Source organism: Planctomycetota bacterium, from assembly GCA_035384565.1.
Lineage (GTDB): Bacteria > Planctomycetota > PUPC01 > DSUN01 > DSUN01 > DAOOIT01.
On record DAOOIT010000022.1, the window covers coordinates 71,085 to 84,941 of the forward strand.

The 13,857-nt window shown below is 68.4% G+C and carries 8 protein-coding genes; 1 reads left to right on the forward strand and 7 read right to left on the reverse strand.

What is annotated here, in order from left to right; all coding sequences use genetic code 11:
* The first annotated feature begins 8 nt into the window (after positions 1–8).
* Positions 9–3,008 (forward strand): PDZ domain-containing protein, encoded by a 3,000-nt coding sequence (locus PLE19_10220; GenBank protein HPD15317.1) that lies wholly within the window; start codon positions 9–11, stop codon positions 3,006–3,008.
* Between the two features lie 685 nt (positions 3,009–3,693).
* Here PLE19_10220 and PLE19_10225 read toward each other — a convergent pair.
* From PLE19_10225 to PLE19_10255, 7 genes are all read right to left on the reverse strand, one after another.
* Entirely contained in the window at positions 3,694–4,455 is a 762-nt protein-coding gene (locus PLE19_10225; protein HPD15318.1) for a hypothetical protein, read from the reverse strand.
* A gap of 14 nt (positions 4,456–4,469) precedes the next feature.
* A complete protein-coding gene (locus PLE19_10230) occupies positions 4,470–5,672 on the reverse strand; it encodes a 3-isopropylmalate dehydrogenase (protein HPD15319.1) in 1,203 nt (400 codons plus the stop codon).
* Between the two features lie 108 nt (positions 5,673–5,780).
* On the reverse strand, positions 5,781–6,623 hold the full coding sequence (locus PLE19_10235) for a hypothetical protein (protein ID HPD15320.1): 843 nt from the start codon (positions 6,621–6,623) through the stop codon (positions 5,781–5,783).
* A gap of 365 nt (positions 6,624–6,988) precedes the next feature.
* The gene (locus tag PLE19_10240; protein HPD15321.1) at positions 6,989–7,429 is read right to left on the reverse strand and encodes a hypothetical protein; all 441 of its coding nucleotides are present in this window, start codon (positions 7,427–7,429) and stop codon (positions 6,989–6,991) included.
* A gap of 187 nt (positions 7,430–7,616) precedes the next feature.
* Positions 7,617–11,795, reverse strand: a complete 4,179-nt coding sequence (locus tag PLE19_10245; GenBank protein ID HPD15322.1) for an acyl-CoA dehydratase activase — start codon at positions 11,793–11,795, stop codon at positions 7,617–7,619.
* A 510-nt stretch (positions 11,796–12,305) separates the two neighbouring features.
* Entirely contained in the window at positions 12,306–13,016 is a 711-nt protein-coding gene (locus tag PLE19_10250; protein HPD15323.1) for a YggS family pyridoxal phosphate-dependent enzyme, read from the reverse strand.
* A gap of 20 nt (positions 13,017–13,036) precedes the next feature.
* A partial coding sequence (locus PLE19_10255; GenBank protein HPD15324.1) for a SpoIIE family protein phosphatase occupies positions 13,037–13,857 on the reverse strand: 821 nt, incomplete at its 5' end.

Consider the following 13,857-nt stretch of genomic DNA (forward strand, 5'->3'; position numbering starts at 1 on the left):
TGCCCGCGGTGATCCGGTTCGCCCGAACCTGCCTGACGATTCTCGTTCTCAGTGCGTGTGTGCGCGCGGGGGCTGCCGCGGGAGCCGAGGGAGATGGCCTGGAATGGCGACGTCGGTCGCTGCGCCAGGCTGCGCCCCAGGGCTACCTTGCGGTGGCTACGTTCGAGCAGACGCAGAAGGCGCCCGTTTCCGCTGTGCTGTCCGTGGCGGCAGACGCCGTGGAACTGCGTGCGGATTCCGGAAAGTGGCGCATATGGGCAAGCGGCAGGCAGGTCGCGCAAGGCGATCTGGATGGCGAGGGGCTGGGCGCGTTCTATGTGAAGCGGACCGCGGGGGCTCTCCTGGTCGGGGCGAATGGCCGCTGGCTGTTCGGCTGCCCCGCCCCGAGGACCGAGCGGATGCCCGAGGTGGCCGTGGGGACATCGCCCGGCCTCGAGACCAAGTCGTTCCGCATCGTGGCCCGGGAGCAGGTGCGCTTCGCCGACGATTTCCCCGATCCCGTGCCGAAGACGGGCACCTGGATGCCCGTGCGAGGGCAATGGGCGCTGAGTTCGGTGACGTATTTCGACAAGAGCGCCAACCCCGCCGAGCTGGCGGCGATCTTCGACCGGCTTGAGGACGTGGCCTCGCGCGGCAGGAGCCGCGAGTACGCCGTGGGCATCGGCGTGCAGCTTGGGGCGGGCCTGTTGCCCCAGATCGCGCTGGTGGCCAACGACTCGCCGGCCGAGAGGGCGGGACTGGTCGAAGGCGACCTCATCCGCGAAATTGACGGGGTGCGCGTCCGCTCGGTCGCCGAGGCCACGGATCGCCTCCAGGGCGAGGTGGGGAAGCCGATCGCGTTGACCATCGAGCGCAATGGCGCGGAGCGCAAGGTCGAGCTGGCCCGCGCCGTCGTCGTGTGGGGCAAGAGCAAGCGCCAGGTGCCCCTCCCGCCGTTCTGCGAGGACAGCGGAGCCCTGATCACGACCGGGTATGACTTCTGGACCGACTACCATTTCCGCGCGGCGGTGCGCACCCAGGCGAGCGGAGGGGTGGGCCTGGTCTTCGCCTATCTTGGCCCGCGCGACTACCATGTGTTCCGATGGCTCAGCGCCGACAAGGTGCTCAACCACCGCGGCCAGTGGCTTCTCGAACGCGTGCGGGGCGAGCGCCGCGAGACGCTGGCCTCGCGCGACGGCGGATTCCATGCCTACGACTTCTTCGCCCTGGCCGTGGACATCGAGGGCGACGAACTGGGCAAGGTGAAGGTGACCTGCTACGTGGACAGTGAGGCGGTGCTTTCGGCGGGCGACGACTCGCTCGTGCCCGGCCGCATCGGCCTATGGGCCGAGGCCCCGGGCGTGGCCTGTTTCGATGACGTGGTGGTGGGCGATAGCGCACAGGGGCGCACCCAGAGCCGCCGGGGGACCAGGAACTACTCGCAGCTTTCCGACCCCACGATGCGGAACTGGGCCGACTCCACATACCAGTGGGACTACAGCGGGATCCAGTACTGGCACAAGGCCCCCTTCCTGGGGGATGTGAGCGTGGGGGTCCCCGTGCCGAAGAACCAGAAGCTGGGGCTCACCGTGTCAGCGACCGCGCGCGGGGCAGAGACGGGCTATACCTTCATCCTGCCCGAGGACGACGGCCCGGCCCTCCTCCAGCGCGCGGGCAAGACGGTGGCCCAGGAGGTGCGCGGCAACCGGGATGCCAAGGAGGCCGCCCTTGCGCGCGAAGGGAGCCGCATCGTGGCCCTGCTGGACGGCAAGCCGTGCCTCGAGTTCCATGACCCGCAGCCGCTATCCGGCGCCCTGGTGGGAGTCGCCGGCGCACTGCCCGCCGACGTGACCGTCACGTCCCCGAACGTTTTCGAGGACTACTTCAACGGTTGCCCGACCGACTGGCACGTGCTGAGCGGCCAGTGGGACGTGATGAACCGCTGGATGTGCAACCCGACCTGGTCGTTCTTCGGAGGCAGGAACGACGAGGGCCTACTGGCCATCTGGAGCAAGCGGCGACTCGACGGCGACTGCTCGGTGGAGGCCGATGCCGGCGTGATGATGATGGACCGGACCGGACGGTACGACAACATGCGCGATGTGGGGCTCAGCCTCTGCGCCGAGAACCGGGACCTCACGAGCGGCTATGCGGTCCTCTTCGGCGCCTACCAGAACGAGCGCACGATCCTCTATCGCAAGGGCAAGCAGGTGGCCTCCACGGGCAGTTCCAAGGGGCTGTTGCCCACCCTGCGCGCCTACAACCGCGATGAACTCCACAGCCAGCACCGCGGCTGGTTCCACCTGCGCCTCGTGAAGGAAGGGAAGAGCGTGCGGGTGTACGTGTGGGACTACCTTGCCCTCACCTACGAGGACCCAGACCCGCTGCCGGGCGGCCACGCGGCGATCTGGAGCGTGGATAACGGCCTCATGGTGGCCAAGGTGCGCTTGGCCGCCGATCGGCTGGGGGACCCAAAGCCCGTGCTGCGCGCACACCCTGTGTTTGCCGACGCCGCCTTGACAAACGACTGCGGCGACGGGAGCGCGCGGATCGTGGCCCTGGGCTCGGAGTACGAGATCACGCACATGATGTCCGGGGGCCCCTTCGCCGTGGCGCTCCGGCCCCGCGTGTTCTCAGCTCTCGACTACCCGAAGCTCACGTTTGATATCAAGCTGACGCCGCAGGCCAAAGTGGACCTCTACTTCACCTGCCAGAAGACCCAGTACCGCCTCCCGCTCAGCGGTCCGCAGGGGGCCGCGTTCCAGGGGATCACGCTGCCTGCCCCGGAGGGGGTGAAGGCGGATGGGCAGTGGCACCGCGTGACCGTGGACCTGCTTGCCGCGCTTCGTGAGCGTCACTCGGGCGACCGGCTGCTCATGGTGTGGGAACCCGTGCTGGCCAACTACGCCAACGAGGGCTACCTGATGGCGGGTTTCGGGGGCAATGGCACAGGGGCTACCTACTGGCTTCGCGATATCCGCTTCGTGCCCGCCACACAGAAGACGCCGCAACTCTCCTCCAGCCGTTGACCATCCTTTCCTCGTGGCACGCGGGAGTCGCCGCCGGCCGACCGCGGGTTCACCCGCGCGAGCGGGGGGCGACCCGAATAGAGGCTCTTCCGGCCTCCCTCCCGAAGGTTCCAATGCCTTCGGGAGGATCACAAGAAAGGCGAGCGCCGGGAGCCTTGCCCTCCCGAGCGTATTGGAACGTTCGGGAGGGGTGGCTCGCTGGTGGGTTAGAGGCGCGGTCTATGCCCCTGGCGAAGGCCAGAGTTCACATCGCAACCGCCTCGGCTCCCGGCGGCTCTGGTGCTTCCTTGGGGGGCCGTGCCGAGTGGCTGGGGGGCGGCGTCTGCCCATGCTGTATCAACCCTGTGAGGGGGGAGAGTGATACAGCATGGGTAGATGGGCGAGAATGGGCGATTCTCGCGGCTCCGGCCATGCTCGCTCATCTGCGGGATGAGCCAGCATGCGAGGGGTGTGCCTGGGGAGCGTAAGTCGTGGCGGCATAGAGGGTTATGGGGTGGACCGCGCTGGCGCCGCATTACCGGTCCCGCGCTCCCCAATGGCGGCTACGTCGGGCTTGCCGAACCCTGATGAGCCCGAATTGAGCAGGGGGCGAGGTCTAAGGGGCCAATGGGTCGTCTGAGATGCCTGCCGCGAGCGGCTGGGGGAACGCTCCACGTCTTCCCATAGGATGCGCGGCGCGCCGGCCTCAGAAGAGGCCGAGCCACTTCGGGCGCTGGACCTGGAAGACGGCTCGGTTCGAGAAGACCTGGCCGGTCCAGACGCGGACGTAGGCGAGTCCGGTGCCGAGGGCCTCGACCTGCTGGGCGGTGAGGTGGCGGTTGATGATGACGTAGGCGGAGTCCTCGTCCACCGTGTAGGCGGCGACGAGGCTGTAGCGCCCCGGCTTGAGGAGGCCGCGGGCGCGCGCGGGCCAGAAGACGAAGCGCCTGCCCACGAAGCTCTGAGGGGGGAGCGTCACGTAGTGGTAGTACTCGGCCCGGTCGGCATCGGCGACCTTGACGTCGGGGCTCTGGTAGACGAGTCGCTGGTCGGGCTCGGAGCGGATCTGGAACTTGAAGAGCCACTCGACAGCGGCGCCGTCGCGCGTGCGGGCGACGGGCTCGAAGTAGACGGGGATGTCGCGGGCCTTGTCGCGCCCCTGGGATGCGCCGACATTCTCGAGGCGAATGTCCACCATGATGGCCTCATTGATCTTGTAGCTCTGCTTGTCGGTGCGCAGGGAGAGGCGGATGCCGTTCTTGGGGCGGCTGAGCTCGGCGTCGAGGGTGTCATCGGTGACGTCGCGGAAGCGATCGTCGGCCTCGGGCACGCCGAGAGCCTCGCGGGCCGAGGGGGCCTTGCTGCCGCCCCACTTGGGGAGCCACGTGGCGGGGGGCCATGAGCAGCCGGAGAGTGCGAGGGCCAGGGCGAGGGGACACGAGAGAGCGAGGGAGCGTGGGGTCCGCATAGTTCCACCCTGCGTCAAGCGATGGCGGCGGCGATGAGGTCGCCGACCTCGGTGGTGCTGAAGCCCATGCGGCCTGCGGCCATGCTCTTCATCTTGGGCGTGGTGGCCGCGATGGCGGCGTCCACGGCGGCAGCGGCGGCGTGCTCGCCGAGGGTGTCGAGCATCATTCCCACCGCGCCGATGGCGGCGATGGGGTTGATGACGTTCTTGCCCGTGTACTTGGGCGCGGAACCGCCCATCGGCTCGAACATCGAGACGCCGTTGGGATTGATGTTGCCGCCGGCGGCGACGCCCAGGCCGCCCTGGACCATGGCGCCGAGGTCGGTGATGATGTCGCCAAACATGTTGTTGGTCACGATGACGTCGAAGAACTCGGGGTTCTTGACCATCCACATGCACGTGGCGTCCACGTGCGCGTAGTCGCGGAAGACGTCGGGGAAGTCGGCGGCGCCCACCTCGTGGAACGTGCGCCACCAGAGGTCCTGCTCGAAGGTCAGCACGTTGGTCTTGCCGCACAGGGTGAGCATGCCGCGGACTTCGAATTGCGCGCCGGTGGCGTCGCGCTGGACGAGGGTCGCGCGCATCCTGCCGCGCTCGCGGTGGACGAACTCGACCATCTGGCCGGGCGCGCCCGGGCTCACCGACACGAGGTCGGCGGCCTCGACCCGCACGGTGCGCTGGCGGCCGCGGCGCTGCGTGTACTCGAAGGCGTAGCGGATGCAGCGCTCGACGCCGGCGCGGGTGTTCACCGAAATCTGCGTGGCCACCTCCTCGGGTGTACCCTTGCGCAGCACGCCGCCGGCGCCCGTGTACAGGCCCTCGTTGTTCTCGCGCACCACCACGAAGTCCACGTCCTTCGGCTCCTTGCCCTTGATCGGGCAGTCCACGCCGGGATAGAGCTTCACGGGGCGCAGGTTCACATACTGCTGCAGCTCGAAGCGCAGCGTGAGGAGCAGGCCACGCTCGAGAACGCCCGGGGGCACCTTGGGGTGCCCCAGCGCGCCCAGGTAGATGGCGTCGAACGAGCGTAACTCCTTGAGCACCGAGTCTGGCAGCACCTCCCCGGTCCGCAGGTACCGCTCGCCGCCAAGGTCGTAGTGCACCGTCTCATACTGGATGCCCCTGGCGGCCGCGACCGCCCGAAGCACCTTGAGCCCCTCGGCGACCACCTCAGGGCCGGTCCCGTCGCCGGGGATGACCGCGATCCGATAGGCCATTCAACGCATCTCCTGGAGCCACGACTGGTCGGCCAGTTCGCGAGGGGAACACCCCCTCTCTCCCCACGCAAGAAGCTTAGCAGAAAAGCGATGGGGAAGCAACCCAGCTTATTTCTCGGCGGTCTCGGTATCCGCCGTGTCCCCCTTGGGGAGAGTCTTCTCGGGCGGGGCATTCTTCGGCGGTGAGCCCTTCGGAGACGGCTCTGCTTTCGGGGCGTCCTTGCCATCGGGCTTGTGGGGGCCGCGCGGGCTGCGGGGCGGCAGGATGATGACGGGCCTATACAGGGAGCGCGGCCGGAAGTACTCTGCCGGCAGGGGGGGCATGGCCAGGCGCTGGCGCAGATCCTCGATGTCCTTGCGCAGCTCGGCAATCTTGGCTTCCAGGGCCTTGGCTCGCGCCTCGGCCTCCAGGGCATCCGTCCTGGCGTCCTCGAGCTGCGCCTGAAGCTCCAGCTCGCGCAGTTTGGCGTTCTGCTCGATCTCGGGCGCGATGGCCTGAATGGCCTGCTGGCGGGTCATCCAGGCATCGTTCACCCTCACGTGCCCGAGCAGGAGGCGTGTCTGAACGTGGTTGGGGTCGAGCTCGAGGGCCCTGCGGAGCGCCTCGTCGGCCTTGTCGCGGAAGCCTGGCCGCTCGCGGCACCAGAGGCCCAAGGCGAGCCAGTGGTCGGCGTTCTTGCTCTTCAGCGCCTCGCTGAGGCGGGCCACGTACTCGGCCATCACCACGGCGCCGGGCGCGGCCTTCTCCTCGATGCGCACCACCTGGCTTCGCGGCAGGCGCACGGCGAGCGTCACACCGCCCTGGCCGACCTCGAGCACGATCTCTCTCTCGTTCTGCTCGAGCACCCGCCCCTCGCGGGTGGTGCCGTCGGCCAGGTGAACGAGGTCTGCCCGCGCCAGGAGGCCACAGGCAAGCACCGCAAGGCAGACGCAATGGACACGGCATCGCATCGGGGCTACCCCCTTGTCGCCGAAGCATCCTCCCCCCACACCAGCATAGCACGCCTGCGCGGGGGAAAGCAAGGCAGGAGATCCTCACGACGACCGACCATCCTCAGGCACAATGGCACCTGAGGCGCCAGGCAGACCACTGGACACGGTGGACACTATGGACATCGCGGAGTCGGTCTGGTCCAGGTTACGTCAACGGTGTCCATGATGCCCATCCCTCTCGCGTCGGCGGCTCCTGGGGGGCGTTGCCGCTGCGTGGGAGGGTGGACGGGACCGCCTCTGGATGCTCGGGGTGAGAGTCCCCTCTCGCCTATTCGCGTAGATTCGCTTGATTCGCGGTTGCCCTTCGGCCTCGCGGGCTTGCGCTACGGTTCGGAGGCGGATGCCGACACTCTGCTCGCCGTCACCAGTGCGGAGACGGAGAGTTTGCCCTCCAGCGCGCCGGGCCTGCCGATGGCTTGGAACTTGGTGGGCCGCCCGGGAATGGGCTTGTGCACCTTGATCGTATACGTCTCGGCCGCTGTGTTATCGCCAGTGGCCATGGGGAACGCGATGATGGTGATCGTGAGGGTGTAGTCGTCGCTGGGCAGATTGCTGGTGGCTTTGCCGCTGATGACGATGCACGGTTCGCCCGTCTGCTGGATCGTGCCGGCATCGAGCGCAATCTCGGTGAGCGTGGCGGGCGGCACGATGCGGTATCGCTTCCCCATCGTCACCCTCACCCCGTCAATGGTCTCGGACTTCCCCCCTTCGCCCCCCGTCGCCGCGGCCACAAGGACGGCCAGCAGAGCAACCGCGTATGGCATCGCGCAACCCCTTTCGGCTGGGGACATGGGCCAGGTCACGATAGGGCAAAGGATACCGGACCTTGTGGCGGCGGTCAAGAAGCCGCCGTCCGAGGAGTCACGGCGCGGAGATACGCCGCTCACGATGAAGGGGCTCTGTCCGCTGTGATCCTCGCGGCCGGCGGTTGCGGCTACGCCCTGGGGGCAGTCATTGGGGCCCGCGCTCGGCCCGTTGCTGGGCCTGGTAGACGAAGGCCTCGATGCGCGTGTCCTCGCCCACGTGCGTGAGGCCGTCATAGGACATCTTGAGCACGGGCATGTCGGGGTGGAACTTGCGGTAGCGCTCGAGCAGCGCGTCCACGATGGTGCCGGGCATGCAATTGAAGGGGATGACGTTCACGACGCCGTCGAAGCCGTGGTGGGCGTACTCCTCGCAGCGGCCCATGCTCAGGATGGCCTCGCCGCGCACCGCGAAGTCGAGGTACGGCTCGGCCAGGGCGACCACCTGCGGCGTGTGGGCCTCGTACAGGAAGTCGCGGAGCACGCCGCGGAACGGCCGCGTGAGGCGCTGCACCTCGCGCTCCTGGACCCACTCGGTGATGCGCTCGACAAGGTAGCCCTTGTAGTCGCCGGCGTCCCAGGCGTCCACCTTGCGCTCGTAGCCGATGTAGTCCACCCATTCCTCGAGGGCGGGCAGGGCGACCTCGGCGCCGAGGGCCTCGAGCTTGCGGCAGATCTGGTTGTTACAGAAGGCGTTGCACCGGACGTAGATCTCGCCGACCACGCCGATCTTCGGCTTCCGCTCGGTGCGGTGGGCGGGCACGGAGACGAAGGATTCGACGATCTCGCGCGCCACGGGCACGAGGTTGCCGCCGTTCTCGACCGCGGCGGCGATGCGGGCGATGTAGTGCTCGTAGAGCGCATCGCAGTCGCCAACCGACTTCTCGTAGGGCCGCGTCTGGCGGCAGAGCTTCTGGAGCAGGTCCATGAGCACCACGCCGCTCCAGGCCAGCTTGCGGAAGCGGGTGCCGAGGACCTCGGCGACGCCGTGGTAGCCCTCGGTGGACGACTGGTCGAGTTCCACCATCGGCACATCCTCGAAGCCGAGGTCGTCGAGCACCATGCGGTGGAACTTGCTGTACTGGCCGAAGCGGCAGGGGCCCATGGTGGAGGGCATGAAGAAGGCGCTGCGCTTGGGGTCGAAGCCCGGCGCGCGCACGGTCTTCAGGATGTCGCCCGTGGTGACGATGCAGGGGAAGCACTCTTTGCCCGAGGTGTATTGGCGGCCGAGGGTGACGCTCTCTTCGTCCGACATGGGCAGGGGCACGGCCTCGACGCCGTGGTGGCGCATGGCGGCGACGATGACGCGGTAGTGGTCGTCCATGAACGGCACGTAGACGACCTTGCCGCGCTGGAGGCGCTGGACGTGGGCGAGCGGCTTGAGCGGCTGGGTGGGCTCGGGCGCGACGTTGCGGATGCTGTCGAGGAACGCCTCGCAGCGGGTGATGGCGCCGACGTCGGCCGAGTGCTCGTCCACCTCGATGGTCAGGTAGGGCTTGCCGCGCATCTCGCGGGCGAAGTACTTCTGGATGAACGAGTCGGGGCCGCAGCCGAAGTTGGTGAGGTAGAGCGCGTAGAGGCGGCGGTCGTTGGCGATGGCGCGGCCGAGGCCCACGATCTGCTGGCCGTAGCGCCAGTACATGTTCGGATAGTCGTTCCCGATGGCCGAGTCCTCGGTGGGGATGAAGTCGGAGGGAATGGCCAATGCGCCCAGGTCGCGGAGCTTGTCGGGCAGGCCCAAGTTGAGGCCGTCGTCGCAGCCGTTGTAGGGGCGCGCCACGATGACGATGGCCGTGTCGCCGGGCTTGAGGCTGGCGAGGACCTCGCGGCCGCGGCGCTCGACGGCGCGGTAGAAGTCGCGCTGCGCGTTCCAGGCGGTGGTGAGCGCGGCGCGCGCCTGGGCGCGGCTCACGCCGAGCTTCGCCGCCAGGTCCAGCAGCACGCGGTCCACGGCGCTGGGCCCCTTCTGCATGTGCAGGATGGGGACGAGGACCTGGGTCTTGTAGCGGTCGAATTCGAGCGCGGCGTTCATGAGGTAGGGGATGGTCTGAACGTAGGGGCAGGCGCAGGAGTTCTTGGCCTGCTCGAACCGGGGCTTGAGGTTCACGATGCAGGGCAGGAAGAGGTAGTCCACGCCGCGGTGGAGCAGGTCGAGCACGTGGCCATGCGCGGCCTTGATGGGGAAGCACGTTTCGGCGACCACGTGCTCCAGGCCCTCACGCAGGATGCGCCGGTTGGTCTTGCCCGAGACGACCACCTGGAAGCCCATCTCGGTGAAGAAGGCCTTCCAGAGGGGGAAGAGCTCGAAGTAGCTGGCGATGCGGGGAATGCCCACGGACTTGCCGTTGGGGCGGAACGGCTCGTCGCGCACGTAGGCGCGTTCGAGCATCTGCTCGCGCTCGCGGAACAGGCGCGGCAGGTGCTCGCCGAGGCTGGTCTTGCGCTGCTCGTCGTACTTGCCGCAGCGGCTGCCATAGTGCATGGGCTGCTCGCCCTCGACCACCACGCGGCGCACCTCGCACAGGTTGGCGCAGTCGCGGCATTCGAAGGCCTCGAAGGAGTACTTCAGGTGGGTGAGGTCGAAGCCCTTGAAGCGGCTGGTGCCCGTGCCCTCGCGCTGGGCGATGAGCGCGCAGCCGATGGCGCCCATGCAGTCGTGATGGGGCGGCACGATGATCTTCTTGCCCGTGGCCGCCTCGAAGGCCGCCACGACGCCCTTGTTGGCTGCCACGCCGCCCTGGAAGAAGATGCAGTTGCCGACACGGCGATCCTCGACCACGCGGTTGAGGTAATTGGCCACGATCGAGTAGCACAGGCCCGCCACCAGGTCCTGCTTCGGCACCCCCTGCTGCTGGTGGTGATTGAGGTCGGATTCCATGAACACCGTGCACCGCTCGCCGAGGGCGGCGGGGGCCTGCGAGCGGAGCGCGAGGTCGCCGAACTCGCCCACGATCTTCACGCCCAGGCGCTCGGCCTGCTCCTCCAGGAACGAGCCGGTGCCCGCCGCGCACACCTTGTTCATCGTGAAGTCCACCACGGCGCCGTTCTCGAGGTACACGTACTTCGAGTCCTGGCCCCCGATCTCGAAGATCGTGTCCACCTTCGGGTTCACCCAGGCTGCGGCGGTGGCGTGCGCGGTGATCTCGTTCTTGGCCAGATCGGCGCCGATGAAGTCGGCGGTGAGATACCGGCCCGAGCCCGTGGTGCAGCAGCCCTTCACGACCACGCGGTCGCCCACCTCCTCGCCGACCTCCTTGAGCCCCCGGACGACGGCCTCGAGCGGCCGGCCCGCGGTCATCAGGTAGCGGCGGGCCAGCACCTTGCCGTCCTCGGACAGCACGATCACATTCGTCGAGATCGAGCCGACGTCCACGCCCACGTACGCGTTCACCTTGCCCGAGGGCGGCAACGGGTCGGCCGTGATGTGCACGCGGTGGCCCGTGTCCGCCAGCGGCCGGAGCGTCTGGCGTTCGGCCTTGCGGTGGGTGAGGTAGTGGTCAATCGCGTCGAGGCCCTTGAAGGGCGCCAGCTTGCGCGCCTCGCGGGCCGACAGCACGGCGCCGATGGCGCCCATGGAGGCGAAATGCTCGGGGATGAGCAGCTCGCCCGGCTGGAGCTCGAGCACGGACTCGAAGGCCTTGATCATCCCCGCGTTGGCGGCCACGCCGCCGTGGAAGGCGATCGGCTTCTCGAAGTCCTTGCCCTTGCCGATGTTGCTCCTGAAGTTGCGCGCCATGGCGTAGCAGAGGCCGGCCACGATGTCGAAGTCGGGCGTGGCCTCCTGCTGAAGGTGGATCATGTCGGTCTTGGCGAACACCGAGCAGCGGCCTGCGATGCGCGGCGGGTGCTGGCTCTTGAGGGCGACCTGGCTGAACTCCTCGATGGTGAAGCCCAGGCGCGACGCCTGCTGGTCGAGGAACGAGCCTGTGCCCGCCGCGCACAGCGTGTTCATCGCGAAATCGTGCACCCGCACCTGCTGCGTCTCGCCGTCGCGTTCCAGCAGGATGAGCTTCGAGTCCTCGCCGCCGATCTCGATGACCGTGCGCACCTCGGGGTGGAGGAGGGCGGTGGCCTTGCTCTGAGCGATGATCTCGTTCACGAAGGGGCAGCCCAGAATCTCGCTCGCCAGCTTGCCCCCGGAGCCGGTCACCGCGAGGCCCTGGATGGCCGCCGCGGGGGTGCGGGTCAGCAGATCGGCCAAAACGCGGCGCATCGCCTCCACCGGCTGGCCCTTGGTGCGCTCGTAATGGTCCTCCAGAATGCGATTCGCATCGTCCATCAGGACGGCATTCACGCTGACCGAACCGATATCCAGGCCGATGAACATCAATGTCCTCGCGCGGCAATGGGTCTATGGGGAGAGGGCACCCGCATGGATGGGGACTTCCAGGGGCGTGCCCGGCGCTGCTACCGCATTGCGCCCGTCCTCACGACAGCCCGCATTGTAGCACAAGCCCTGTACCGTGTCCAGAGCCCGGGTCCGGGCGGGTGCGACCCGGAATAGTGGGTGGCCTGCTCCTGGGCAGCGGGTTCCATGTGGCACAACCATCCTCGGCTGTGCTTGTGGGCGGGACGTCCCAGTCCCGCGGCTCGCGGCGCAGGGACACGCCGCCCACAATGTCCCCCACAGATGGGGGCGCTGGTGCCGTACGGTCGCCTGCTTTCCCGGTTCCCGCCCGGTCCAGGCCGAAGGAAGACCTCGATCCCGGTGGCCCTGCTCCGCGCCCCTGTTCTGGGACGCTCCTTCGGAGCTCAAACCCCGGTACCACCCGCCAGGGAGCAGGGGGCAGACTCAAGGCGGGCATGTGGCTCCAGGTGGTTCGTAGGCTCGACGCTCTCAGAGGCCATCGAAGAGCGCTGTGCCCACGCGGACGAGCGTGGCGCCCTCCTCGATGGCGACCTCGAAGTCCCGCGTCATCCCCATCGAGAGCTCGTGTAGCGGCAGCGAGGTTTCCGCCCGGGCCTGGCAGGCGAGCTCGCGCAGGCCCGCGAACACGGGGCGGCTGGTCTCGGGGTCATCGCTGAACGGGGCCATGGTCATCAGCCCCTCCACGCGCAGATGCGGGAGCGACATCAGACCGTCGAGAAGCCGGCCAAGTTCCGAGGCGGCGATGCCCGACTTCGTCTCCTCGCCGCTCAGGTTGCACTGAATAAGCACCGGGAGGGTGACGCGCGACTGGGCGGCGCGGCGATCCAGTTCCTGGGCCAAGTGCAGGCTGTCCAGGGAATGGATCTTCTGGAAATGACGCACTGCGGCACCCGCCTTGTTCGACTGAAGATGGCCGATCATGTGCCACTGGAGGCCCAGCAGGCCGCCGAGCGCCGCCTGCTTGTCGCGCGCGGCCTGCACGCGGTTCTCGCCGATGTGGCGGATGCCGAGGCCCGGGAGTTGGGCGATGATGTCCGGGCCGACGCTCTTGGTAACCGCCACAAGGGTCACGGAGGCGGGCGCTCTGGCCGAACGCGCGCAGGCAGCGGCGATGCGCGCGAGCACGCCCGTGACATTGGCGGCGAGGCGGCGTGATTGCGGAGACGGCGAGGAGTCCATCGGGGTTCGGCGGCGCCTCGTCAGTCGCAGCGCACGCAGACCAGGGTGATGTCCTCGGTCTGCGGGGCGGCGCCCAGGAATCCGGTGAGGTCGTCGAGGATGCGCTGGTTGAGCGCCGCGGCCGGTGCGCGGCCGGCGGCGGCCAGCGCGGCGCCCAGGCGCTCGACGCCGTAGCGTTGGTCGGCCGCGTTGCGCGCCTCGGTGACGCCGGCTGTATAGAGCACAAGCGAGTCTCCGTGCCGCAGGCGAACCGGCAGGTCCTCGATGGCCTGGTCGAATGTCGGGCCGGCCTGCAAGCCGAGCGCAATGCCCTTGCCGCCGAGCTGCCGGAACGGCGGCTCATCCTGGGGATTGAAGAGGAGGGGGCTGGTGTGGCCGGCGCGCGCATAGGTCAACGTGGCGCTGCGGGCGTCGAGGAGGGCGTAGACGATCGTGACCAGTGTGTGGGTGTCGAACTCGCCCGTCACATCTTTGTTCGTGCGGCGGAGCACCTCGGCGGGGGAACGGTGATGCTGCGCGTGGAGCTTCAGCAACTTGCGGACGGAGCTGATGATCAGCGCCCCCTCGATCCCCCGGCTGGGCATGCCGCCGATCACGATTCCCACGTGTTCCGGGGACAGATAGAAGAAGTCGTAGAACGTTCCCCCGACGTCCGGCGCGGGGCGGTAGAGGTACTGGATGTCGTAGCCCTCGACCACCGGCGCCTGCGATGGGAGGGCCTTGCGCACGATTTCGCGGGCGCGTTCGAGCTGGGTCTCGGTCGGCGCCCGGCTTCCCTCGGGGGCGCGCTCGTCCGGCGCGGCCTTGGGCGAGGTCGTCCACTCGAACATGTCGTCCGGCG